28 protein-coding genes are annotated in these 24,026 nt (G+C 66.8%); 21 read left to right on the top strand and 7 right to left on the bottom strand.

What is annotated here, in order from left to right; all coding sequences use genetic code 11:
* Positions 1-161: 161 nt before the first annotated feature.
* The 18 genes from ACNJ7E_RS15680 to ACNJ7E_RS15595 all read left to right on the top strand — a co-directional run bounded on the left by ACNJ7E_RS15680 (position 162) and on the right by ACNJ7E_RS15595 (position 18,509).
* Entirely contained in the window at positions 162-1,508 is a 1,347-nt protein-coding gene (locus ACNJ7E_RS15680) for an amidase (RefSeq protein ID WP_280779123.1), read from the top strand.
* A 211-nt stretch (positions 1,509-1,719) separates the two neighbouring features.
* On the top strand, positions 1,720-3,993 hold the full coding sequence (gene ftsH, locus ACNJ7E_RS15675; protein WP_105419490.1) for an ATP-dependent zinc metalloprotease FtsH: 2,274 nt from the start codon (positions 1,720-1,722) through the stop codon (positions 3,991-3,993).
* Between the two features lie 60 nt (positions 3,994-4,053).
* Complete coding sequence (folE, locus tag ACNJ7E_RS15670) at positions 4,054-4,671, top strand: GTP cyclohydrolase I FolE (RefSeq protein ID WP_025431746.1); 618 nt, start codon at positions 4,054-4,056, stop codon at positions 4,669-4,671.
* Entirely contained in the window at positions 4,668-5,525 is an 858-nt protein-coding gene (gene folP / locus ACNJ7E_RS15665; protein ID WP_011596822.1) for a dihydropteroate synthase, read from the top strand. Before folE ends, folP begins: the two co-directional genes overlap by 4 nt.
* A complete protein-coding gene (folB, locus tag ACNJ7E_RS15660) occupies positions 5,518-5,880 on the top strand; it encodes a dihydroneopterin aldolase (protein ID WP_280779122.1) in 363 nt (120 codons plus the stop codon). Before folP ends, folB begins: the two co-directional genes overlap by 8 nt.
* The gene (gene folK, locus ACNJ7E_RS15655; RefSeq protein ID WP_418340333.1) at positions 5,877-6,389 is read left to right on the top strand and encodes a 2-amino-4-hydroxy-6-hydroxymethyldihydropteridine diphosphokinase; all 513 of its coding nucleotides are present in this window, start codon (positions 5,877-5,879) and stop codon (positions 6,387-6,389) included. Before folB ends, folK begins: the two co-directional genes overlap by 4 nt.
* Positions 6,390-6,409: 20 nt before the next feature.
* Positions 6,410-6,877: a DUF3180 domain-containing protein gene (locus tag ACNJ7E_RS15650; protein WP_192817860.1), complete on the top strand. Its 468-nt coding sequence runs from the start codon at positions 6,410-6,412 to the stop codon at positions 6,875-6,877.
* 70 nt (positions 6,878-6,947) lie between these two features.
* On the top strand, positions 6,948-7,904 hold the full coding sequence (locus ACNJ7E_RS15645; protein WP_280779120.1) for a DUF6779 domain-containing protein: 957 nt from the start codon (positions 6,948-6,950) through the stop codon (positions 7,902-7,904).
* 147 nt (positions 7,905-8,051) lie between these two features.
* Positions 8,052-8,978, top strand: a complete 927-nt coding sequence (locus ACNJ7E_RS15640) for a Rossmann-like and DUF2520 domain-containing protein (protein ID WP_418340332.1) — start codon at positions 8,052-8,054, stop codon at positions 8,976-8,978.
* A gap of 5 nt (positions 8,979-8,983) precedes the next feature.
* Positions 8,984-9,922 (top strand): pantoate--beta-alanine ligase, encoded by a 939-nt coding sequence (gene panC, locus ACNJ7E_RS15635; RefSeq protein WP_009477484.1) that lies wholly within the window; start codon positions 8,984-8,986, stop codon positions 9,920-9,922.
* A gap of 18 nt (positions 9,923-9,940) precedes the next feature.
* Entirely contained in the window at positions 9,941-10,387 is a 447-nt protein-coding gene (panD, locus tag ACNJ7E_RS15630; RefSeq protein ID WP_005262154.1) for an aspartate 1-decarboxylase, read from the top strand.
* A gap of 3 nt (positions 10,388-10,390) precedes the next feature.
* Positions 10,391-11,206: a type III pantothenate kinase gene (locus tag ACNJ7E_RS15625; RefSeq protein ID WP_009477485.1), complete on the top strand. Its 816-nt coding sequence runs from the start codon at positions 10,391-10,393 to the stop codon at positions 11,204-11,206.
* Between the two features lie 122 nt (positions 11,207-11,328).
* On the top strand, positions 11,329-11,862 hold the full coding sequence (locus ACNJ7E_RS15620) for a cysteine dioxygenase (RefSeq protein WP_280779119.1): 534 nt from the start codon (positions 11,329-11,331) through the stop codon (positions 11,860-11,862).
* Positions 11,859-12,281 carry a rhodanese-like domain-containing protein gene (locus ACNJ7E_RS15615; protein ID WP_005244960.1) on the top strand — a complete coding sequence of 141 codons (423 nt, stop codon included), beginning with the start codon at positions 11,859-11,861 and terminating at the stop codon, positions 12,279-12,281. Before ACNJ7E_RS15620 ends, ACNJ7E_RS15615 begins: the two co-directional genes overlap by 4 nt.
* 45 nt (positions 12,282-12,326) lie before the next feature.
* A complete protein-coding gene (gene lysS / locus ACNJ7E_RS15610) occupies positions 12,327-13,838 on the top strand; it encodes a lysine--tRNA ligase (RefSeq protein WP_280779118.1) in 1,512 nt (503 codons plus the stop codon).
* A 138-nt stretch (positions 13,839-13,976) separates the two neighbouring features.
* Positions 13,977-14,327 carry a histone-like nucleoid-structuring protein Lsr2 gene (locus ACNJ7E_RS15605; RefSeq protein ID WP_005244957.1) on the top strand — a complete coding sequence of 117 codons (351 nt, stop codon included), beginning with the start codon at positions 13,977-13,979 and terminating at the stop codon, positions 14,325-14,327.
* Positions 14,328-14,429: 102 nt separating this feature from the next.
* Complete coding sequence (locus ACNJ7E_RS15600) at positions 14,430-15,365, top strand: esterase/lipase family protein (protein ID WP_271209511.1); 936 nt, start codon at positions 14,430-14,432, stop codon at positions 15,363-15,365.
* Positions 15,366-15,971: 606 nt separating this feature from the next.
* Entirely contained in the window at positions 15,972-18,509 is a 2,538-nt protein-coding gene (locus tag ACNJ7E_RS15595; protein WP_005244954.1) for an ATP-dependent Clp protease ATP-binding subunit, read from the top strand.
* A gap of 68 nt (positions 18,510-18,577) precedes the next feature.
* Here ACNJ7E_RS15595 and ACNJ7E_RS15590 read toward each other — a convergent pair whose 3' ends face one another.
* On the bottom strand, positions 18,578-19,186 hold the full coding sequence (locus tag ACNJ7E_RS15590; RefSeq protein ID WP_411194636.1) for a TIGR03086 family metal-binding protein: 609 nt from the start codon (positions 19,184-19,186) through the stop codon (positions 18,578-18,580).
* A gap of 37 nt (positions 19,187-19,223) precedes the next feature.
* On the opposite strand from ACNJ7E_RS15590, the gene ACNJ7E_RS15585 reads away from it, so the two are divergent.
* Both ACNJ7E_RS15585 and ACNJ7E_RS15580 read left to right on the top strand, forming a co-directional pair.
* The gene (locus ACNJ7E_RS15585) at positions 19,224-20,174 is read left to right on the top strand and encodes a helix-turn-helix transcriptional regulator (RefSeq protein WP_280779116.1); all 951 of its coding nucleotides are present in this window, start codon (positions 19,224-19,226) and stop codon (positions 20,172-20,174) included.
* A gap of 39 nt (positions 20,175-20,213) precedes the next feature.
* Positions 20,214-20,651, top strand: a complete 438-nt coding sequence (locus tag ACNJ7E_RS15580; RefSeq protein WP_005244949.1) for an OsmC family protein — start codon at positions 20,214-20,216, stop codon at positions 20,649-20,651.
* Positions 20,652-20,661: 10 nt separating this feature from the next.
* Here ACNJ7E_RS15580 and ACNJ7E_RS15575 read toward each other — a convergent pair whose 3' ends face one another.
* The 5 genes from ACNJ7E_RS15575 to ACNJ7E_RS15555 are packed head-to-tail and all read right to left on the bottom strand — an operon-like array spanning position 20,662 to position 22,636.
* Positions 20,662-20,997, bottom strand: coding sequence for an SH3-like domain-containing protein (locus ACNJ7E_RS15575; protein ID WP_009477493.1), 336 nt, complete (start codon positions 20,995-20,997; stop codon positions 20,662-20,664).
* Entirely contained in the window at positions 20,994-21,683 is a 690-nt protein-coding gene (scnC, locus tag ACNJ7E_RS15570; RefSeq protein ID WP_005244945.1) for a thiocyanate hydrolase subunit gamma, read from the bottom strand. Before scnC ends, ACNJ7E_RS15575 begins: the two co-directional genes overlap by 4 nt.
* The gene (locus ACNJ7E_RS15565; protein ID WP_009477495.1) at positions 21,680-21,979 is read right to left on the bottom strand and encodes an SH3-like domain-containing protein; all 300 of its coding nucleotides are present in this window, start codon (positions 21,977-21,979) and stop codon (positions 21,680-21,682) included. The genes scnC and ACNJ7E_RS15565 overlap by 4 nt, the downstream gene beginning before the upstream one ends.
* Complete coding sequence (locus ACNJ7E_RS15560) at positions 21,976-22,419, bottom strand: SH3-like domain-containing protein (protein WP_105419464.1); 444 nt, start codon at positions 22,417-22,419, stop codon at positions 21,976-21,978. Before ACNJ7E_RS15560 ends, ACNJ7E_RS15565 begins: the two co-directional genes overlap by 4 nt.
* Before the next feature lie 22 nt (positions 22,420-22,441).
* Positions 22,442-22,636, bottom strand: coding sequence for a CbtB domain-containing protein (locus ACNJ7E_RS15555; protein ID WP_005244942.1), 195 nt, complete (start codon positions 22,634-22,636; stop codon positions 22,442-22,444).
* Between the two features lie 252 nt (positions 22,637-22,888).
* Between ACNJ7E_RS15555 and ACNJ7E_RS15550 the strand changes: the two genes are divergently transcribed.
* Positions 22,889-23,554: a DsbA family oxidoreductase gene (locus tag ACNJ7E_RS15550; RefSeq protein ID WP_280779115.1), complete on the top strand. Its 666-nt coding sequence runs from the start codon at positions 22,889-22,891 to the stop codon at positions 23,552-23,554.
* Here ACNJ7E_RS15550 and ACNJ7E_RS15545 read toward each other — a convergent pair.
* Positions 23,551-24,006 (bottom strand): hypothetical protein, encoded by a 456-nt coding sequence (locus ACNJ7E_RS15545; RefSeq protein WP_418340331.1) that lies wholly within the window; start codon positions 24,004-24,006, stop codon positions 23,551-23,553. The two genes, ACNJ7E_RS15550 and ACNJ7E_RS15545, sit on opposite strands and share 4 nt — an antisense overlap.
* Between the last annotated feature and the right edge of the window lie 20 nt (positions 24,007-24,026).

The raw sequence follows: 24,026 nt of genomic DNA, 5'->3' as shown, positions 1-24,026 counted from the left end.
ACATCGAGGGTTCTACTGGGCGGGTTCTCTGGGCACATCGAGGTTGTCTGGAGCGGTGTGAAGAGTCCCATCCAGGGACAAGCGAATGGTAACCCCACAGACCTACCGTATCCAGCGCGAATACTCGAAATGACTGCTTCTCCGCACCATATACTCGGGTAATGGGGGACTCCCCGTTCACCTCAGCCGTCGTCGTCGCCGAGCAGGTTCGCTCGGGCGTCTCGAGCCCGATGGAGCATGTCGAGGCCGCGCTCGCGGCCATCGAAGAGCGTGAACCGAAGATTCAGGCGTTCGTCACCGTCCTCGCCGAACAGGCCCGAGCCGACGCGCTCGCCCTCTCCCGCCGGCCGGATCTGTCCACACTTCCGCTGGCAGGAGTGCCCGTCGCGATCAAAGACGTCATTTCGGTGGCCGGACTGCCGATGCGCGAGGGATCGGGTGCGACCAGTGCGGAACCGAAGATTGCCGATCACCCGGTCGTCGCGCGGCTGCGGGCGGCGGGAGCGGTGGTCGTGGGCCTGACCACTCTCCCCGAACTGGCGGTGTGGGGAACCACCGACGCGCCCGGCCACATCACCCGCAATCCGTGGAATCCTTCCCTGACCTGTGGGGGTTCGTCCGGGGGAGCAGCCGCCGCCGTCGCCGCGGGGATGGTGCCCCTGGCACACGGGACCGACGGTCTGGGGTCGATCCGCATCCCTTCGGCGAACTGCGGAGTGTTCGGTATCAAACCGGGCAGGGGAGTCGTGCCGTCCGAACTCGGCGCCACCTCGTGGTTCGGCATGGCCGAGAACGGGCCCATCGCCACGACCGTCGACGACGCCGCCTTGATGCTGTCCGTCCTCGCCGACCGACCCGAACTCGCGCGGATCGGCGCATCGGAACCGTTGCGGATCGCGGTGGCGGCAGGGTCGCCGACGTTCCTGGCCACGGTCGATCCGCAGTGGCGGGACGCGGCCGTGCGCGCGGGCACGGAACTGACCGGCTCGGGTCACGACGTCGAGCCTGCGACGTTGCCGTACCCGGTCAACCTGCTTCCCGTTCTCGCCCGCTGGACCGCGGGAACGGCCGCCGACGCGAAGGGACTCGATCTGCGGCGCCTGCAGCCGCGGACCCGCAGACACGTCGCGGTGGGCCGCGCGCTGGGCCGGTTCGTCCGCCCGGAGCAGGTGGGCAGGCTCGAAGAGTCGCTACGCGCATTCTTCGAGAACTACGACGTGGTGATCACACCCGCTCTCGCGCAGCCACCGCTCGCGGCGACGACGTGGAGCGAGCGGTCGTGGCTGTCGAACATCGTGGCCAACGTGCGGTATGCCCCGCTCAGCGCGCTGTGGAATCTCGTCGGGTGGCCTGCGGCGAGTGTGCCCGTCGGCACGCACTCGCATTCGGGCACCCCGCTGGCCGTGCAGATCGCGGCGCCGCCCGGGGGAGAGGCCAGGATCCTGGCCCTGGCCGCTCACATCGAGCGGGTGGGCGGCGGCTGGCCGAGGGTCGCGCCCGTGCGGTGAACTCCCGCACATTCGGACCCGGATCGAGTCCGAGGGAACCGATGGGCAACCGCATGCGTTGAAAGAAAAGAGACCGCTCCCAACGGCGGTTGGCTGCTACCTGGAGTCGCCGGGGTGCCTTCGCGGTAACCTGGTTTGTCCGGTTGGCAGCCGGAAGGCGCACCCGGAAGACCCGCACTCTCGAAAGGACCGGCCATATCGGCCGACCTGTATGAACCGTAAGACTGTGTTTCGAAACCTGGCGATAGTTGCCGGCATCCTGCTGGTGATCTACGCCTTCAGCTACTTCGGCAACGACACGCGCGGATTCCAGGGTGTCGACACCTCCGTGGCGATCGCGCAGCTCGACGCGAACAACGTCGACAAGGCGCAGATCGACGACCGGGAGCAGCAGGTGCGCCTGTGGCTGAAGGACGGCAACGACGCCACCGACGGCAAGACCGAGATCCTCGCGAAGTATCCGGCGTCGGCGTCCGAGCAGATCTTCAACGAGATCTCCGACAAGGGCCTGCAGAGCTACAACACCACGGTCACGCAGGAGAGCTGGCTCACGTCCATCCTGCTGTTCGTCCTGCCGATGGTGATCCTGCTCGGCATCTTCTTCTTCGTGATGAGTCGCATGCAGGGCGGCGGTCGCGGCGGCGTCATGGGCTTCGGCAAGTCGAAGGCCAAGCAGCTCAACAAGGACATGCCGAAGACCACGTTCGCCGACGTCGCGGGTGCGGACGAGGCCGTCGAAGAGCTGTACGAGATCAAGGACTTCCTGCAGAACCCGATGCGCTACCAGTCGCTGGGCGCGAAGATCCCGCGCGGCGTGCTGCTGTACGGGCCGCCCGGAACCGGTAAGACCCTCCTCGCCCGCGCGGTGGCAGGCGAGGCCGGCGTCCCGTTCTTCACGATCTCCGGTTCGGACTTCGTCGAGATGTTCGTCGGTGTGGGTGCGTCCCGCGTACGCGACATGTTCGACCAGGCCAAGCAGAACAGCCCCTGCATCATCTTCGTCGACGAGATCGACGCCGTCGGACGCCAGCGTGGCGCCGGCCTCGGCGGCGGTCACGACGAGCGTGAGCAGACCCTCAACCAGTTGCTGGTCGAGATGGACGGTTTCGGTGACCGCACCGGCGTCATCCTCATCGCCGCCACCAACCGCCCCGACATCCTCGACCCGGCGTTGCTGCGCCCGGGCCGCTTCGACCGGCAGATCCCGGTCGGCGCCCCCGACCTCGCCGGTCGTCGCGCCATCCTGAAGGTCCACTCGCAGGGCAAGCCGATCGATCAGCACGCCGACCTCGAGGGCCTGGCCAAGCGCACCGTCGGAATGTCGGGTGCCGATCTGGCCAACGTCATCAACGAGGCCGCGCTGCTCACGGCTCGCGAGAACGGCACCGTCATCACGGAGGCCGCGCTCGAGGAGTCCGTCGACCGTGTTGTCGGCGGTCCCCGCCGCAAGAGCCGCATCATCAGCGAGCACGAGAAGAAGATCACCGCGTACCACGAGGGCGGGCACACGCTCGCCGCGTGGGCGATGCCCGACATCGAGCCCGTCTACAAGGTCACCATCCTCGCCCGTGGCCGCACCGGCGGTCACGCGATGACGGTGCCCGAGGACGACAAGGGCCTGATGACACGGTCGGAGATGATCGCCCGACTCGTCATGGCGATGGGTGGCCGCGCGGCCGAGGAACTCGTGTTCCACGAGCCGACCACCGGTGCGTCCTCCGACATCGACATGGCGACGAAGATCGCCCGATCGATGGTCACCGAGTACGGCATGAGCGCCAAGCTGGGTGCGGTGCGGTACGGCCAGGAGGGTGGAGATCCGTTCCTGGGCCGGTCGATGGGTCAGCAGTCCGACTACTCCCACGAGGTCGCGCGCGAGATCGACGAAGAGGTCCGCAACCTCATCGAGGCCGCGCACACCGAGGCGTGGGCGATCCTCAACGAGTACCGCGACGTGCTGGACATCCTGGCTACCGAGCTGCTCGAACGCGAGACGCTCACCCGCAAGGATCTCGAGAAGATCTTCCACAGTGTCGAGAAGCGCCCGCGCATCACCGCGTTCAACGACTTCGGCCACCGGACCCCGTCCGACAAGCCGCCGGTCAAGACGCCGCGGGAACTCGCCGTCGAGCGCGGCGAGCCGTGGCCTCAGCAGCCCGAGCCGGTGTTCGCGCAGCAGCAGTCGCAGCAGGCTCCGCCGCAGCAGCAGTACCCGCAGCCGGCACCCGCCAACGGTTACTCGCAGCCGGCACCGGCCCGGCCGCAGGGTGGGATGACGCAGCCGCGTCCGGACTACGGCGCCCCCGCGGGTTGGTCGGCTCCGGGCTGGCCGCCTCGCGACCCGGGGAACCAGAACAACCCCGAGGGTCAGTACCCCGGTAACCAGGGTCCGGGGAACCAGTGGAACCCGCCGCACGAGCAGCGTGGCACCGGCGACGACGACGCGCAGACGAGGGCCTGGAAAGGACCGGACGGATCGAACTGATCCGCCCGACACTAGGCTGTTGCTTCGGGACGATCGGTCCCGGTACTGGAGGAGTTTCGGTTGTCGGTGAATCATCTCGGTAGTGAGCCCGTGGCACTCGAGACAGGCCGGGTGTTCGATCAGCCGCGTGCCGAAGCCGCGGTGCGCGAACTGCTGATCGCGATCGGCGAAAACCCGGACCGTCCCGGACTCCGGGATACGCCCGCCCGCGTGGCGCGGTCGTACCGTGAGGTCTTCGCGGGCCTCTACACCGACCCGGACACCGTGCTGAACACGACGTTCGACGAGGGGCACCAGGAGCTGGTGCTCGTTCGCGACATTCCGCTGTACTCCACGTGTGAGCACCATCTCGTGTCGTTCCACGGGGTCGCCCACGTCGGGTACATCCCCGGTAAGACGGGCAAGGTGACCGGGCTGTCGAAGCTGGCGCGCGTCGTCGACCTGTACGCCAAGCGTCCGCAGGTCCAGGAACGTCTGACCAGCCAGATCGCCGACGCCGTCATGCGCAAGCTCGACCCGCGCGGTGCGATCGTGGTCATCGAGGCCGAGCACCTGTGCATGGCGATGCGGGGCATCCGCAAGCCTGGTGCGAGTACCACCACCTCCGCGGTGCGTGGTCTGCTCCAGTCCAGCGCGGCCTCACGTTCCGAGGCTCTGGACCTTATTCTGCGGAAGTGACCGTGATCGAGCTGCCCTCGCCAGGCCGAACCGTGGTGATGGGCGTCCTGAACGTCACCACCGATTCCTTCTCCGACGGCGGACGCTTCCTCGATCGTGACGCCGCACTCGCGCGGGGTCTCGAACTGAAGCGTCTCGGCGTCGACATCGTCGACGTCGGTGGCGAGTCCACCCGCCCGGGCGCGGCGCGGGTCGATCCCGACGTCGAAGCTGGTCGCGTCGCACCCGTGATCGCGGATCTGGTGGGCGAGGGCATCTGCGTCAGCGTCGACACGATGCGGGCGTCCGTCGCGGAGGCCGCGATCGAGGCGGGTGCGTCGATCATCAACGACGTCGCCGGTGGCCGCGCGGATGCCGCGATGGCCTCGGTGGTCGCGGACGCCGGAGTGCCGTGGATCCTGATGCACTGGCGTTCGGCTGCCGACTACGTGCACCGCGGCACCGCCGATCACTACGACGACGTGGTCCGTGAGGTTCGGGACGAACTGATGACCCAGGTCGACCTGGCCGTGAAGGCCGGGGTGGATCCGGGTTCCCTGGTGCTGGATCCGGGTCTCGGTTTCGCGAAGAACGCCGACCACAACTGGGCTCTGCTGAAGGCGCTGCCCGAGTTCAACGAGCTGGGATTCCCTGTCCTCATCGGCGCGTCCCGCAAGCGGTTCCTGGGTTCGCTCCTGGCGGATGCGGACGGGGAACCGCGCCCGCCCGCCGGACGCGAGATCGCGACCGCCGTCGTTTCGGCGCTCGCCGCGACCCACGGGGCGTGGGGAGTGCGCGTGCACGATGCGCAGGGTTCCCTCGACGCCATTGCGGTCGCCGAGGCCTGGGCAAAGGGTGCAGCCGGACGTGAGTGATCGAATCGAGTTGCGTGGCTTGAAGGTTCGTGGCAATCACGGCGTCTTCGAACACGAGAAGCGGGACGGTCAGGACTTCTACGTCGACATCACCGTGTGGATGGACCTCGCCCCGGCGGCCGCATCGGACGACCTCGACGACACCCTCGACTACGGCGGACTGGCCGAGCGCGCGGCCGCGATCGTCGCGGGGCCCCCACGGGACCTCATCGAGACCGTTGCCGCGGAGATCGCGGACGGGGTGATGACCGACCCTCGCGTCCGGCGCACCGAGGTGGTGTTGCACAAGCCGTCCGCGCCGATCCCGTTGACGTTCGCGGACGTCGCGGTGGTCGCGCACAGGTCACGACCATGAGTCGCGCGGTGTTGTCGATCGGATCGAACGTCGGCGACAGTCTTGCCCATCTGCAGTCCGTTCTCGACGGGCTGGGTGACGCGGTCGTGGCGGTCTCTCCGGTGTATTCGACGGCGCCGTGGGGCGGTGTGGAGCAGCAGGACTTCCTCAATGCGGTTCTCGTCGTCGACGATCCCGCACTCGACGGATACGGCTGGCTGCGACGCGGGCAGGAACTCGAGGCCGCCGCCGACCGGGTGCGGATCGAACGGTGGGGCCCCCGCACGCTCGACGTCGACGTCGTCACGTGCGACGACGTCCGCAGCGACGACCCGGAACTGACGTTGCCGCACCCGAGAGCACACGAGCGTGCGTTCGTGCTGATTCCGTGGCTGGACGTCGAACCCGACGCCGTGTTGCCGGTCGACGGGAGGACGACCCGAGTGGACGCGCTGCTGCCACTGCTGGACAACGACGAACGGGCCGGTGTGCACCGGACGCAGCTCGTTCTGGACCGGTGGTCGCGATGAAGCCGGAACCGACGGGCACGATGAAACCCACCCGGATCTGGGATCTGCTGTTCCTGGCCGCTCTCGCTGTCGCCGCCACCTGGATTCTGGTCCGCGTGTTCTACGGCTCGTTTCCGCCGATTCCCGTGTACGCCGGGGCGTCGCTGTACCCGGTCGCGCTGATCGAGGTCGTGCTCGCGTTCATGGTGCGATCCCGGGTCAGCAATCATCAGGTGGGCGACGGACCGCGTCAGCTGCACCCGATCACCGCCGCCCGGGTGGCGGCGCTCGCCAAGGCATCCGCGCTCGTCGGTGCCGCAACGGCCGGCGTGTGGGGCGGTTTCCTGCTGTACCTGCTTCCGCAGCGGTCGGTGCTCCGGGCCGCGGTCTCGGACACTCCCGGCGCGTGGGTGGGTCTCGTCGCCGCGCTTGCCCTCGTCGGCGCGGCGCTGTGGTTGGAACACTGCTGCCGCACCCCCGACGACCCCTCGGACGAGCCGGCGCATTAGGGACACGGGGGATCGCCGCAGGTCCGATGGAATGCGCGGCGCACCCTTCACGGCCAAGTACCCTGGCACCATGACGAATCCTGGTCGCCTCAAGTCTGCGCGCCGCAACAGGCGCAGCGCGAGCCAGATGATCGTTGCGGGGTTGCTCGCCCTCGCGGTGATCGCGTCCCTCTTCCTGATCTTCAGTGACAGCGTCCAACTCCTGCGGGTGGGCCTGGTGGCCGCACTGTGGGCCGCCACTGTCGGTGCCATCGCCATGACGAAGTACCGGCGCGAGTCGGCGCTCGACAAGGCGAAGGTCAACGACCTGCAGACCGTCTACGAGTTGCAGCTCGAGCGGGAGATCTCGGCACGGCGCGAATACGAGCTCACCGTCGAGAAGCGGGTGCGCAGCGAGGTGCGCGCCGACGCCGAAGAACTCGCCGCGCTGCGTGCCGAACTCTCGTCGCTCCGCAAGAATCTCGAGGCCCTGTTCGACGGCGCGATGCCGACCGAACGGATCGCGCTGCGGGCGGATTCGACGCGTGTGCAGGAACTTGCCGGCGGGTCGTACAGCAGCTACCAGCCTGCTGCGTCGGGCCTGTACATCCCGGGAGCGGGACATGCCGCCGGGGCGGGGCATCAGAGCGGTTCCGCCCAGTCGTCGCACCATTTCGCGAATCCGGACGACGACCCGGTCACCGCCGAGACGTCCATCGTCGAGCCCGCCTATGCCGGATCCACCGAACCCGAGATCGAGGTCGAGCCGGAACCGGAGCCCGAGCAGGTGGCCGAGACCCGGCAGGCACCCGAGCCGGAGCCGGTCGCGGAGGTCGAGCCCGAACCTGTCGCGAAGCCCGAGCCCGACTCCGAGGCAGAGGCAGAGGCAGAGCCCGAAGCGCGGCCGGGCCGCCGACGGGCGCCCGAGGACGACGAACCGTCGGGTGCACATTCCAACGGGCTGTCCGTCGCCGAGATCATGGCCAACATGCAGTCGGCATCCGGGGCCGCCCAGAGCACCGGAGGCAGGCGTCGCCGGGCCGAATAAGGCCGGACGCGCCCGAGGATCAACCCGCATCGTGTGAGGCATATATCACTCTGCCTGCGCATGGCGGGGTGTGTTCGAGCCGGGCTATCCTCACCCTGGAACGTCTGGTACCCGCCGAGCGGGACTGGAACGAACGAGAGGACGAAGGTGACCTCTTTCGGGATCACTAATAGCCCTGCGCCTGCGAGGTTGACGGTGGGAATCGTCTCCGCCGGCCGGGTCGGTACAGCAATCGGTGCCGCGTTGGAGCGGGCAGGTCACGTCGTCGTCGCCTGCTCGGCCGTTTCCGACGCGTCACGTCACCGGGCGCGGACCCGGCTTCCCGAGACCGAGATTCTGCCGGTGGCAGAGGTCGCGGCCCGCTCCGAACTGCTCGTTCTCGCCGTCCCCGACGCCGAACTGCCGTCGCTGATCGCGGGGCTGGCCTCCACCCGTGCGGTGCCGAGTCGCGCAATCGTGGCCCACACGTCCGGCGCGAACGGCATCGGGATCCTCGACCCCCTCACCGAGCAGGGCGTCGTTCCGCTCGCGATTCACCCCGCGATGACGTTCACCGGGCACGACGAGGACACCGTCCGTCTCGCGTCCGCCTGTTTCGGCATCACCGCTGCCGACGACATCGGTTACGCCATCGCGCAGTCGCTGGTCCTCGAGATCGGCGGCGAGCCCGTCCGGGTCCGCGAGGACATGCGACCGCTGTACCACGCCGCTCTCGCCCACGGCAGCAACCATCTGGTGACGCTCGTCGTCGACGCCGTGGCCGCGCTGCGAGTCGCCCTCGAAGGCCAGGAACTGCTCGGCCAGGAGTTGATCGGCGACGATCCGAACGGCCTGGCCGAACGGGTTCTCCAGCCGCTGCTGTCAGCGGCGCTCGACAACGCCCTGCGGCGCGGGCCTTCGGCGCTGACCGGGCCGGTCGCGCGGGGCGATTCGGAAGCGGTGGCCACGCATCTGCGGGTGCTCGAAGAGGTCGATCCGCGGATCGCGGCCGGCTACCGCGCCCTGTCCCTGAGGTCGGCGCAACGCGCCGGTGCGACACCTGAACTGCTGGAAATCCTGGAAGACCGGAGGTGAGTTCCGTGAGCGACCTGCAGGGCGGATACAAGCGCGGCGAACTGACCGTGCACCACGACCCGAGCGTGCTGACCCGGGTCTCGAAGGCGCTGCGCGGTGTCGGCCGCCAGGTCGCGCTCGTGCCGACGATGGGGGCCCTCCACACGGGTCATCTGGAGCTGGTGCGGCAGGCCAAGCTCACCGGCGCGGTGGTGATCGTCTCGATCTTCGTCAACCCGTTGCAGTTCGGTGCCGGCGAAGACCTCGACGCCTACCCGCGCACCCTCGACGCCGATCTCGAACTGCTGCGCGAGGCCGGAGTCGAGCTGGCGTTCGTGCCCACCGCAGCCACCATGTACCCGGCAGGACCGCGGACCACGATCCATCCCGGACCGCTGGGCGCCGAGTTGGAGGGCGCGTCCAGGCCGACGCACTTCGCGGGCATGCTCACCGTCGTCGCCAAGCTGCTGCAGATCGCGGCGCCCAACGTCGCGTATTTCGGTGAGAAGGACTACCAGCAGCTGACGTTGATCCGGCAGATGGTGACCGACCTGAATTTCGACGTCCGGATCTTCGGCGTGCCCACGGTGCGTGAGCACGACGGACTGGCACTGTCTTCGCGCAACCGCTACCTCGACGAGGCGCAGCGCAGCGCGGCGACGGCACTGTCCGCGGCTCTGATCGCCGGCGCCCACGCCGCCGCCGGTGGCGCCGAGGCGATCCTCGCCACTGCGCGCGAGGTGCTGGCGTCCGTCCCGGAGGTCGAGGTCGACTACCTCGAAGTGCGAGGCGTCGATCTCGGCCCCGCCCCCGAGCGCGGCGACGGCAGGCTGCTCGTCGCCGCCAAGCTCGGGACCACCCGCCTGATCGACAACGTCGGTGTCGCCGTCGGCACCGGTTTCCTCGAACGCGACGCCGAACCACCGTCGGACGCGTCGGCCGCAGACGAACTTCTTTCCCGCTAGAAGAGTAAGGACCACAACATGTTTCGCACCATGATGAAGTCGAAGATCCATCGCGCCACCGTCACGCACGCCGACCTGCACTACGTGGGCTCGGTGACGGTCGACCAGGATCTGATGGACGCCGCCGACCTTCTCGAGGGCGAGCAGGTGTGCATCGTCGACATCGACAACGGCGCGCGGCTCGAAACCTATGTGATCGCAGGCGAGCGGGGAAGTGGCGTCATCGGGATCAACGGTGCGGCAGCACATCTGGTCAAGCCCGGTGACCTCGTCATCCTCATCGCGTACGGCGTCATGAACGAGCAGGAGGTGCGCGACTACGAGCCGCGTGTCGTGTTCGTCGACGCCGCCAACTCGCCGATCGAGCTCGGCGCCGACCCGGCGCACGCGCCGGAGGGCTCCGGTCTCATCACCCCGCGCATGCTGTCGACGCTCGACGCCGAGCGCGAATCCAGTTTGGTGTAACCCATGCTCCTCACCGTCGACGTCCGGAACACGAACATCGTTCTCGGACTGTTCACCGGTTCCGGTGAACACTCGAAGTTGGTGCAGGACTGGCGGATGCGCACCGATGCGAGGATGACGGCGGACGAACTGGCCCTCATCTTCCGGGGGCTCCTCGGCACGCACACCGATCAGATCACCGGTGTGTCCGCGCTGTCGACGGTGCCGTCGGTGCTGCGGGAGATCCGCGTGATGCTGACGCGGTACTGGGGGCACGTCCCGCACGTGCTGGTGGAACCCGGGGTGCGAACCGGTGTTCCGCTGCTCGTCGACAACCCCAAGGAGGTGGGCGCCGACCGGATCGTGAACAGTCTTGCGGCGCATCACCTCTACGACGCACCGTGCATCGTGGTCGACTTCGGGACGTCCACGTGTGTCGACGTCGTGTCCGCCAAGGGCGAGTTTCTCGGCGGCGCCATCGCGCCCGGCCTCGAGATCTCCTCGGACGCACTCGCGTCGCAGTCGGCGGCGCTGCGCAAGGTCGAACTGGTGCGGCCCCGCTCCGTCGTCGGCAAGAACACCGTCGAGTGCATGCAGTCGGGTGCGGTGTTCGGTTTCGCCGGCCTCGTCGACGGGCTGGTCCGCCGCGTGCGCAAGGAACTGCCCGCCTTCTCCGGTTCCGACGTGGTGGTGATCGCGACCGGTGACCGCGCGCCGCTGATCATGCCCGAGACGGAAACCGTCGACGAGCACGAACCGGATCTCACGCTCGAAGGGCTGCGCCTGGTCTACGAGCGAAATCAGGCTCGCCGGGGTGCGCGTCGCAGCCCGCTCGAGTGACGGGTTCCCTCTTCGCGGAAGTTATGTCAGAATGGTCCCCGTGAATCTCTGCACGAGTGCTCAGGAGTGTTGTCGAGGCTGAACGCTGCCTTGACCAATTCACACTTCTGGGAGTCTCTCTCGTGCTCGCAACGTATTCTTCTGCATCTGTACCTACCCGTCTTCGCCCGGCTGACCTGCTGCGCATCACCGATCAGGGTGCATCCGAGGTACTCGACGGCCGCCACGACGTCCTGCTCCCGCAGAGCTGGCCCACCGACGAGCGCTGGTCGACCCGGCTCTACTCGGACGACGACGTCGACGTCTGGCTGATCAGCTGGGTTCCCGACCGGAACACCGAATTGCACGACCACGCAGGCTCTTTCGGCGCGCTCACTGTTCTCAGCGGCGCGCTGTCCGAGTTCCGTTGGGCGGGTGACCGACTGCGTCACCGCATCCTCGACGCCGGCGATCAGGCCTCGTTCCCGCTCGGCTGGGTCCACGACGTCGCGCGGGCGCCGGACGCACCCGGGGCGGAGGTGGTGACGCCGACGCTGAGCGTGCACGCCTACTCACCGCCACTATCGGCCATGTCCTATTACGAGGTCACCGACCACGGCACTCTGCGCCGTACCCGGACCGAGCTCACCGATCTCCCCGAGGGTGGTTCGAAGTGAACATCGACCAGATGCTCGAAGAGGCCCGCACCCAGATCGACCGTATGTACGCATTCGAGCTGCCCGAGGCCGTGGCGCGTGGCGCGATCGTCGTGGACATCCGCCCGCAGGCGCAGCGGGCGATCGAGGGAACGCTGCCCGGCGCACTCGCCATCGAACGCAACGTCCTCGAGTGGCGTTGCGATCCCACCAGCTCGGCGCACCTGGCGCTCGCGGTGGACCACGACGTCGAGTGGATCATCGTCTGCTCCGAGGGCTACACGTCGAGCCTCGCCGCGGCGGCGCTGCAGCAGCTGGGTCTGCACAAGGCGACCGATCTCGTCGGCGGGTACAAGGCGATCAAGGCTGCGGGTTTGCTGGGCTCGCTCATCGCCACGCAGCACTGCGTGCGGGAGCTGGCCACCGTCTCGGCTCACTGACCTCTGAATAGGGGCACGCGCGGGCGTCGATTAGGCTGGTGACCCGTGAGTGAAGTAGCAGCCCAGCCAGTCGACGACACCCCCGAGCAGCTTCGCATCCGCCAGGAGAAGCGTGAGCGCATCCTCGCGGAGGGACGCGAGGCGTACCCGGTGTCGGTGGCGCGCACCCACTCGCTGGCGGAGATCCGGGCCAAGTACCCGGAACTCGAGCCCGACACGGCCACCGGTGACCAGGTCGGTGTCGTCGGCCGGGTGATCTTCGTGCGCAACACGGGCAAGTTGTGCTTCGCGACGCTGCAGGAAGGCGACGGCACCCAGCTGCAGGCGATGATCAGTCTCGCCGCTGTCGGCGAGGATGCTCTCGCGTTGTGGAAGGCCGATGTCGACCTCGGTGACTTCGTGTTCGTGCACGGCGAGGTGATCAGTTCCCGCCGCGGTGAGCTGAGTGTGATGGCCGATTCGTGGCAGATCGCGTCCAAGTCGCTCCGGCCCCTGCCCGTTGCGCACAAGGAGATGAACGAGGAGTCGCGGGTCCGGCAGCGCTACGCCGATCTGATCGTGCGCTCCGAGGCGCGGGAGAACGCGCGTAAGCGGGTGGCTGTCGTCCGTGAGCTCCGGAACGCGCTCGAGCGTCGCGGGTTCCTCGAGGTCGAGACGCCGATGCTGCAGACGGTGGCGGGTGGCGCCGCGGCCCGCCCGTTCATCACTCATTCCAATGCCCTCGATATCGACCTCTATCTCCGTATCGCGCCCGAACTGTTCCTGAAGCGGTGCGTCGTCGGCGGTATCGAGAAGGTCTTCGAGATCAACCGGAATTTCCGCAACGAGGGTGTCGATTCGACGCACTCGCCGGAATTCGCGATGCTCGAGACATATGAGGCGTACGGCACGTACGACGATTCCGCCGTGATGATCCGTGAACTCGTCCAGGAAGTGGCGCAGGCCGCTTTCGGTTCGCAGGTCGTCACTCTCGCCGACGGCACCGAATACGACCTCAGTGGTGAATGGAAGACCCTCGAGATGTACCCGTCGCTGTCGCAGGCGATCGGTGTCGAGGTCACTCCGGAGACCACCGTCGAGGAATTACTGGCGCTCGCCGAGAAGGTGGGCCTGGAGGTCCCCAAGGACAAGGGTTACGGGCACGGGAAGCTCGTCGAGGAACTGTGGGAGCACCAGTGCGGCGACCAGTTGTTCGAGCCGACGTTCGTCCGTGATTTCCCGGTCGAGACGTCACCGCTGACTCGTGACCACCGCAGCAAGGCCGGGGTGACCGAGAAGTGGGACCTCTACATCCGCGGCTTCGAGTTGGCTACGGGCTATTCGGAATTGGTCGATCCGGTCATCCAGCGTGAGCGGTTCGTCGATCAGGCGCGTCTCGCGTCGGCCGGTGACGACGAGGCGATGGCTCTCGACGAAGAATTCCTCGCCGCAATGGAGCAGGGAATGCCGCCGACCACCGGTACCGGAATGGGAATCGACCGTCTGCTCATGGCTTTGACGGGATTGGGAATCCGCGAAACAATCCTCTTTCCCATTGTTCGGCCTTCTTCTCGCTGATTCACCAGGGTGAATTCGCGCGGATAAATTCGATCCATTCCTCGTATTCCGAATCGGAAGAACAGGGGTATGGTTACCTCCGGGTCGTAGCTCACGTTGACGATGAGACGTCGCTTCATTCGAGAGGAATTTCATCCCATGGCTAAGAAGGTCACTGTCACCCTGATCGACGATGTCGATCAAGAGGCGTCTGCCGACGAGACGGTCGAGTTCGGACTCGACGGTGTTCAGTACGAGATCGACCTTTCCTCGGAGAATGCGGCGAAATTGCGCGAGCAGCTCGACGTGTGGGTTTCCCACGCGCGCAAGGTGAGCTCGCGCAAGCGCGGCAAGGCCGTGGCGGCTCCGGCCGCCACCAAGTCCCGAGTTTCGGTCGATCGGGAACAGAGCGCCGCTATCCGGGAATGGGCGCGCAAGAACAACAAAAAGGTTTCTGCGCGCGGACGTATCTCCGCGGAAATTATCGACGCCTACAACAAGGCGAACTGAAAGTTAGCTGGGGACAGAATTCGCTGATTCGCTCCGCGACGTGACCTGGACTGTTACCGTCCCGCACTGATCCGTTAATCGGGAAGTTCGGGGGGGGTAGCTGTGCGGCGCTGCGTGACCGTTTCAGGGATTCTGTTCCTGGCGTTCGTGATGTGGTCCGGGGTGGCGTCCGCAGCGCCGACCTATCCGGTGCCGGATTCCTTCCTCGCCGGAGTGCCCCTCGAATTGGGAAATCCGGGCGGTTCGGCCCCGGGTTCGAACGACTGGTCCTGCGTGCCGAGTGACGCGCATCCCGAACCGGTGGTCCTCGTCCACGGCACGGGAGGCGCACGCCAGACCAACTGGGCGGTGTACGCACCGCTCCTCGCCAACGAGGGCTACTGCGTGTATTCCCTCACCTACGGTAACTTCCCCGAACTGCCGTGGCCGCTCGATGCTATCGGCGGGATGACTCCCATCGACACCGGCACCGCTCAGATCGCCACGTTCGTCGATCAGGTGCTGTCGAGCACGGGGGCCTCGAAAGTCGATCTCGTCGGACATTCCCAGGGCACCCTGCAGGCGAACAACTACGTGAAGTTCTTCGGCGGCGCAGACAAGGTCTCGAAGATCGTGTCACTGGCACCGCCGTGGCACGGCACGTACGGCACCGATCAGATCAGCGTCGGGCGGTCCATGCGGGCGCTCGGTATCGACGACGAGGTGGCGGCAGGTTTCCCCGTCTGTGGGGCCTGTCCCGAGATGTTCCAGGGGTCCGCGTTCATCGACCGCATGCGGGCGGACGGGGTCTACGTTCCCGGCATCGAGTACACGAACATCGCCACCCGCTACGACGAACTGGTCGTCCCGTACACGAGCGGCATCGAGCCGGGCCCGAACACCACGAACATCGTCGTCCAGGACGGTTGCGAGCAGGACTACTCCGACCACGTCGCCGTCGCCGGTTCGGCACGAGCTGCCGGATTCGTGCTCAACGCGCTCGATCCCGCCCACCCGCGAGACGTGCCGTGCCGTTTCGTCGCCCCCGTCGCGGGGTAGCCCTTTCTCGCCTCGTCGCCGGTTACCGGGGGGAGTCCTGAGCAACCCGCTGGGTATCGCCGCCGACGCCGGCGGAAAGGTATGGGTGGCGAACTCACAGCTCATCGACATACCCTGTCCGAACACGCAGGTCTCGCTTCCTTCGGGGAACGGGTCGAAAGCTTCGCGGGCAAGACGTTGTCGCATTTCTGCGACACCACGGTCACGACGCGCCCTGCAGGGTCCCGTCCAGGAACGTCTGGATGGTGAACAACTGGAAAGAAGTGTCCATTCGAGCCAGTCCCGGCAGCTACGAAATGGTGGTCCACATCGGCATCGCGGAACCTGTTCGCTCCAGGCGTACAGCGAAGGGGAAACGATTGCCGGAGCTGGGGCGTTAAATACGGGTAAGCAGGCCTGCACTTCCATCTAAAGGGGTGGAGGGGCAGCAGGTCGATCGGCAGCCAACTAGAGTAATAGCTGGGGTCGTGGAACCTTCGTCGGTTCGGGGCTTCTGCCCTCGGAGCAGGCGCTGGCGATCTGCTTGTAGTGCCGGAGCGAAACGCGGCGAACAGGGACGAGACACCCGGTCTCGTGACTGCACGTCGGAAAGTGTGAGGGAGAGCGATGTTCGAGAGGTTCACCGATCGCGCACGGCGCGTTGTTGTCCTGGCTCAAGAAGAAGCCAGGATGCTCAACCACAACTACATCGGTACGGAGCACATCCTGCTCGGCCTCATTCACGAGGGCGAAGGTGTCGCTGCCAAGTCGCTGGAGTCGTTGGGCATCTCCCTCGAAGGAGTGCGCAGCCAGGTCGAGGAGATCATCGGCCAGGGCCAGCAGGCCCCGTCCGGCCACATCCCCTTCACCCCGCGTGCCAAAAAAGTCCTGGAGCTCAGCCTGCGCGAGGCACTGCAGCTCGGACACAACTACATCGGCACGGAGCACATCCTGCTCGGCCTCATCCGCGAGGGTGAAGGCGTGGCAGCGCAGGTGCTGGTCAAGCTCGGTGCCGACCTCAACCGGGTGCGTCAGCAGGTCATCCAGCTGCTCTCCGGCTACCAGGGCAAGGAGCCGGCCGAGGCCGGCGGCACTCGCGGCGAGGCGGGCACCCCGTCCACGTCGCTGGTGCTCGACCAGTTCGGTCGCAACCTCACCCAGGCCGCCCTCGAAGGCAAGCTCGACCCCGTCATCGGCCGCTCGAAGGAAATCGAGCGCGTCATGCAGGTGCTGTCGCGCCGTACCAAGAACAACCCGGTGCTGATCGGCGAGCCCGGTGTCGGTAAGACCGCCGTCGTCGAGGGTCTCGCTCAGGCCATCGTCAACGGCGAGGTCCCCGAGACGCTCAAGGACAAGCAGCTGTACACGCTCGACCTCGGGTCGCTCGTGGCAGGCAGCCGCTACCGCGGTGACTTCGAAGAGCGCCTGAAGAAGGTCCTCAAGGAGATCAACACCCGCGGCGACATCATCCTGTTCATCGACGAGCTGCACACCCTCGTGGGTGCAGGCGCGGCCGAGGGCGCCATCGACGCGGCCTCGATCCTCAAGCCGAAGCTCGCCCGCGGTGAGCTGCAGACCATCGGTGCCACCACCCTCGACGAGTACCGCAAGTACATCGAGAAGGACGCCGCACTCGAGCGCCGCTTCCAGCCGGTGCAGGTCGGCGAGCCGACGGTGGAACACACCATCGAGATCCTCAAGGGTCTTCGCGACCGTTACGAGGCGCACCACCGCGTGTCCATCACGGACGGTGCACTCGTCGCCGCGGCCACCCTGGCCGATCGCTACATCAACGACCGCTTCCTGCCGGACAAGGCCATCGACCTCATCGACGAGGCCGGAGCCCGGATGCGCATCCGCCGGATGACCGCACCGCCGGACCTCCGGGAGTTCGACGACAAGATCGCCGACGCCCGCCGCGAGAAGGAGTCCGCGATCGACGCGCAGGACTTCGAGAAGGCCGCGAACCTGCGCGACAAGGAGAAGACCCTCGTCGCTCAGCGTGCGGAGCGGGAGAAGCAGTGGCGTTCCGGTGACCTGGACGTCATAGCCGAGGTCGACGACGAGCAGATCGCCGAGGTCCTGGGTAACTGGACCGGCATCCCCGTGTTCAAGCTCACCGAGGAGGAGACCACGCGTCTGCTCCGCATGGAGGAGGAGCTGCACAAGCGGATCATCGGTCAGGAAGACGCGGTCAAGGCTGTCGCCAAGGCCATCCGTCGTACCCGTGCCGGCCTGAAGGACCCGAAGCGTCCGTCCGGTTCGTTCATCTTCGCCGGCCCGTCCGGTGTCGGTAAGACCGAGCTGGCCAAGTCGCTCGCCAACTTCCTGTTCGGTGAGGACGACGCTCTCATCCAGATCGACATGGGTGAGTTCCACGACCGCTTCACCGCGTCGCGGCTGTTCGGTGCCCCTCCCGGCTACGTCGGCTACGAAGAGGGCGGCCAGCTCACCGAGAAGGTGCGCCGCAAGCCGTTCAGCGTGGTGCTGTTCGACGAGATCGAGAAGGCACACCAGGAGATCTACAACACCCTCCTGCAGGTGCTGGAAGACGGCCGTCTCACCGACGGTCAGGGCCGGACCGTGGACTTCAAGAACACGGTGCTCATCTTCACCTCGAACCTCGGTACCTCGGACATCTCCAAGGCTGTGGGTCTCGGCTTCACGTCCGGTAAGGGCGACGAGTCGAACTACGAGCGGATGAAGCTCAAGGTGCACGACGAGCTGAAGAAGCACTTCCGTCCCGAGTTCCTCAACCGCATCGACGACATCGTCGTGTTCCACCAGCTCACCACCGAGCAGATCGTTCAGATGGTGGACCTGATGGTGGCACGCGTCGAGGTGGCCTTGAAGAACAAGGACATGACGATGGAGGTCACCGACAAGGCCAAGTCGCTGCTGGCCAAGCGTGGCTTCGATCCGGTCCTGGGTGCGCGGCCGCTGCGTCGCACCATCCAGCGCGAGATCGAGGACCAGCTGTCGGAGAAGATCCTCTTCGGCGAGGTCGGCCCCGGTCAGATCGTGTACGTCGACGTCGAGAACTGGGACGGCGAAGGCGCGGGCGAGGACGCGAAGTTCACGTTCCGTGGCGAGACGAAGCCGGTCACGGTGCCCGACGAGGTTCCGGTCGACCTGGCGAAGTCCGGCGCAGCCGACTCGGAGTAGACAGGCAGTAACCGAACGACAACGGGCCGCCGGTGGTTTTCCACCGGCGGCCCGTTCGTGTGTGCGGGTCAGATGCTCTTGCGTCCCGACCAGTTGGCGAGGCGCTCGGTGGGTCCGGCGGTGGGGTGCGGTTCGACTACGTCCGCGAACGGCACGTGGCCGCCGCGCGTCTCCGCCGGGATCGCGTGCCGTGCGACGGCGAGCATGGCCTCGGCGAGTTCCGGGTGGGTTTCGGAGGGTTGGCCGGTGGCGACGGCGAGGTCCCACCCGTGCACGAGGGTCTCGTTGATGTAGCCCCAGATCGCGGCGCGGCCGGGGACGGTGCCCCACGGCGCGGTCACCGTCGCGTCGAGCCGGCTGTCGTCGGTCCAGACGGGCCACATGCGGTCCGCGGCGGAGCGGTAGGCGTGTGCGTAGCCATCGTCGGGGGTGTCGGTGACGACGAGCGGAACGGTGCCCGGGTCGCCGCCCTCACCGATCACGCGGGCACGCTCCACGGTGGCGACGAGGTGGCCGAGCAGGGTGCGGACGTCGAAGTCGGCGCAAGGAGTGGATGCCGTCAGCTGGTCGTCGCGGACCTTCTCGATGAGGGCGGTGGTCCAGGAGAGGGCTTCGCGGTACAGGGGCCGGGGGTCGGTCGTGTTGTGTGTCATGAGGCAACTATCGCCGTGAAACATGACATCTCCTGTCATGTATTTCTGCCAGACTTTCCGCATGCGCGCCGACCGCCTGCTCTCGCTCGTCCTCCTGCTTCGTAACCGCGGGCGTATGTCGGCGTCGGCGCTGGCCCGCGAACTCGAGGTGTCCCCGCGCACCGTGCTGCGGGACATCGACGCACTGTCGACGGCGGGGATACCGGTGTACGCCGAACGCGGTCGTGACGGCGGCTTCGAGTTGCTGCCGGGCTTCACCACCGACCTCACGGGCCTGACCGTCGACGAGGCCAAGGCCCTGCTGGCGGCAGGGTCGGCGATGACGTCGGAATCGCTGGGCATGGCGCCGGCGTTCGCGTCGGCGATGCGCAAGGTGGTGGCGGCGATGCCGGACGCGCACCGGGCGGCGGCGACGAAGGTGGCGGAGCGGGTGTTCGTCACCCAAGGATCGTGGCTGACCGATCCGGAACCGGTGGACGATCATCTCGGGCTGATCCAGCAGGCGGTGTTCGTGGGCCGGCGGCTGAGCATCCTGTACCCGTCGCGGGGCAACGATGCGGTGTGGCGCGTCATCGACCCACAGGGGCTCATCCATGCGGCGGGACGGTGGTATCTGGTGGCGACGGACGCCGGCCGCGATCGGACGTACCGGCTCGAGCGCATCGAGGACGTCCGCGAACTCGACGAGCCGGCGCAGCGATCGGCCGACATCGACCTCGCCGCGATCTGGGAGCGTCGCCGTTCTGAGTTCCGGGCGCGCGGGACGCCGGTGGTCGCCGACGTTCTCGTGCGCCGTGAGCGACGCGACGACCTGGTGGAGCGTGCCTACGCCGTCCGCTCCGAGCAGTCGGTCGACGACGACCGGGTGCGCCTGGAAGTGGTGTTCGGCGACGACTCCCACGCACGCGGGGTTCTGTGGGCGTTCGGTGAGGACGCGGAAGTGCTGGCACCGGACGCTCTGCGGGCGGCCCTGCGTTCCCGCGCGCTGCGGATGGCCGCCCGGTACGAGTAGGTTCGACACGTAAACCGAAGAACCACGAGAGGATGTGGCATGCCGACACGTACCGCACGGACCGCTTGGAACGGATCGCTCGAACAGGGGAGCGGCCAGGTGGAACTCACCAGTTCCGGTGTCGCGACCTTCGACGTCTCGTTCCCGAAGCGGGCGGCCGAAGAGGCTGGTGGAACCACCAGCCCGGAGGAGCTGATCGCCGCGGCGCATTCCTCCTGCTATGCGATGCAGCTGTCCGCGCTCATCGCGGAGGCAGGCGGCACCCCGCAGAGCCTCGAGGTGAAGGCGGATGTCTCACTCGGACCGGACAACCCGGGGTTCAAGCTCACCGGCATCAAGCTGACGGTCCGCGGCGAGGTGGACGGTCTCGACGCCGACGGGTTCGCGAAGGCAGCTCAGGCCGCCAAGGAATCGTGCCCCGTGAGCAAGGCGCTCACCGGAGTCGAGATCACGCTGGACGCGGCACTCGAGTCCTGAGTCCAGCCGGCTACTGACGGTTGAACCGTGCGCGCACTTCCTCCATCTTCGCCTGGAGTTCGTCCGGGCTGATGACGCCTTTGTCCATCAACGCGTGAGCGGTGGCGACGACGGACCGGGAGCGGACGGGGAAGTCGCGGTATATGGTTTCGCCCAGTTGGTCCTCGGTGTGGCGCCTGTCGAGATTGTCCCAGGCGCCACGCCAGGACAGGCATTCCGCGGTGGCCTGCATGCTCGATTCCCACGGGTCGGGTTTGCGGTCGAGGTCCGGTAGCGTGACGTCGTCGCGGGTCGTCTCCGGCGTCAGCGTGTTCAGGATGACGTCGTAGGCCTTGTCCGTCATCATCGCGCGGTTCCTCCGTTGTCCGAGGGTGGTGTGGTCGCGGTCCAGTCGACCTGCGGTACGGCGACACCGATCATCGTGTCGCGGGTGACGATCGACGCCAGTTGTTCCTCACTCCACCCCTCGGTGCCCTCCGGGCGCATCGGCATCACCATGAATCGTGATTTCTGGTTCGAATCATGCACGCGCACTTCGACATCCGACGGGAAGTGCAAGCCGAATTCGGCGATCACCTCGCGGGGCCAGCGCACCAACCGGCGGCGATAGTTGGGGGTGCGGTACCAGTCCGGAGACATGCCGAGAACGGGCCGCGGATAGCACGAACACAATGTGCAGACGATGACGTTGTGGACTTTTGGGGTGTTCTCCAGCACGTAGAAGTACGTGTAGTCGCTCGGCGTGCCCGATCCGGTCGGATCGCGCCAGTCGATCCCCACTTCCTTGCAGGTTTCGGTGCCGTCGGCCAGCAGTCGCTTCTTGAACTCCGGGTCGACCCACGCCTTCGCGACCAATTTCGAACCACCCGACGGCCCTACCGATTCGGCCCATTCGGAGAAACGGCGGTGATCCTCGCGGGAGAACAGTCCGTGCTCGATGGACAGTTCCCGAATGGCGGTCTCCAGGATCTCGAACTCGCTGACCTCCTCCGAGGCCTGGATCGGGGCGTGATCGTCGTGCGAATGCGTCATGTGTCCGCCTCTCCTGCCGGCTCGAGCCAGCGCTCGGAGCACTCGGTTTCCAACGTGTCGATCTCGAATCCGGTGTAGCGGGGCCAGAGGTCGGTCTGCCGGAAGCGGACGACGTAGAACGGCTCGGTCCGGCCGTCTTCCACGCGTCCCCACGCCTCGTCCTCGGGAATCACCCACTCCGGGCGGTGTTCGACGACCACGCCGGTGTGCCCGCGGATGAATGCCTGGGTTCGGGTGTGGAACATCGACGTCGCGTCCTTGACGGTGACCCGGTCGCCGATCTCGAACTTCGTCATGACTGGCCTCCAGTCGCGTTCCCGCCACCCGAACGGGCTCGGACCTCGTCGATTTTGGCGGACAGTTCGTCGGGCGTGATCAGGCCCTTGTTGATGAGCGTCTTGGCGGCCACCGTGATCCACCGCGCGTAGTACGGCAACCCGAAGTAGAGCGTGGCGCCCAGGTCGTTCTCGGCGCGGCGGCGCTCCTCGGAGTTCCACACACCACGCCACCCGAGGCATTCGCACGTGACGTATGTGCTCATCTCCCAGTCCTCTTCGACCTTCTCCTCGTACTTGACGGGAAGGGCGTTCTGGCCGCCGACGTCGTGGAGAACGTGCCGCAACGCGTCGAACGCGGAATTGGACAGGTAATACGGCGAATCCATCTCGACGTGATGGACCGGGCCGTACTCCGCGACCCTGTTCGCCTGTGCTTCGAAATCTGCTGGAGAGTTCATCGCGTGCTCCGTCGTGGTGGAACTAGTGACAGGGAACTCCCAGGAGGTGGCGGCCGTCGTGCATCAATTCGTGCAGGTACATGCCACTTCGGGAGATCGCACCCTGGTCGAATCCGACCAGGTAGAGGGTGAGCAGGGCGAGCAGGACGACTCCGACGGCGATCAACACGATTCCGAGTGACTCGACGGACTTGCTCGGTGAGGAGACGTAAACCATGGCTACTCCTGGAGGAGTTCGGGTTCCACGATCTTCGGGTTTTACGATCATCGAACCGCCGATTGTCCGGGCATCGCTACGAGCGCCCCTCACTCAGCGGCACGATCGATACGACGTTACTCTCGCCGTGTCGATCCCTTCACCGTACCGTTCGGTCGAATCCGGCGTGCGGAAATGCAGCGCGGCGAACCAAGACAAACATCTGTCGAACCTGGCGGAACAGAATGCGGCAGCGATTCGTTCCACTGAACTGTGACGACACAGCAGAACGCCGACGGCGACATCGAGATCGAGATCTGGTCCGACGTCGCCTGCCCCTGGTGCTACATCGGCAAGCACCGTTTCCTGTCGGCCCTCGCGGAGTTCGAGGGGCGCGACCGGGTGAACGTGGTGTGGCGGTCGTATCAGCTGTCGCCGGAGACGCCGGTGGGGGAACGGCGCGGTGAACTCGACGCCCTGGTGGAGAGCAAGGGTATGCCTGCCGAGCAGGTCCGTCAGATGTTCGGTCACGTTGCGCGCACGGCGGCCGACGAAGGCCTGAGTCTCGACTTCGACACCGTGATCGCCGCCAATACCTTCGACGCCCACCGGTTGATCCATTTGGCGGGAGATCAGCGAGATACCGTGGTGGAGGCACTGTTCCGCGCCCACTTCGGTGAGGGGGCCGTGATCGACGACCGCGAGGTGCTCGTCGACATCGGGTCGCGTGCCGGGCTCGACGCCCACACCGTGCGCGCCGAACTCGAGTCCGATGCCGGTGCGGACGCGGTCCGCGCCGACCTCGAGGCCGCCCGTCGCCTGCAGGTGTCGGCGGTGCCGTTCTTCGTCGCCAACCGCCGCGTCGCCGTGTCCGGCGCGCAACCGAAGGACGTGTTCCTGCAGCTTCTGACGCAGGCGAGCGCGGCGCCGGTGAACTAGCGGCGCGTGAAGTACGGGTTGGCGTCGGGCCGGAACATGAGTGCCACCGCCGCGATCACCGCCACGAGATGGGTGAGCCGGGCGGTCGCGATCACCGCGACGTCGAGGGTCAGGCCGGAGACGGCGGACATCGGGTCGTTGCCGGCCCACATCCAGGCGATCGGTTCCATCACGAGCGAAGCGACACCGAACACGCCGAGACCGATCGCGAGGGTGTTCCGCGCCCACGCCCGGCCACTGCGGAATCGGGTCATGACGAACAGCACCGCGCCGTAGACGACGACGCGGACCACGAGTTGCCGGGCGAGGCTGCCGACGTCGGCGTCGGGGCCCTCCAATGCCGTCGATGTGTGTGCGATGGCCTCGACCACGCCGGCGAACAGGGCGAGGCCGAGCAGCCAGTACGCGTGCTCGACCGGCTGCGGGACCGAGGGTGCAGTGCGAGTGGTCATGTCCCCATGCTGGTATCGGC

This window comes from Rhodococcus mengyinensis (assembly GCF_048381435.1).
GTDB classification, from domain to species: domain Bacteria; phylum Actinomycetota; class Actinomycetes; order Mycobacteriales; family Mycobacteriaceae; genus Rhodococcus_F; species Rhodococcus_F opacus_D.
This window is presented reverse-complemented; position numbering and strand designations above follow the sequence as displayed.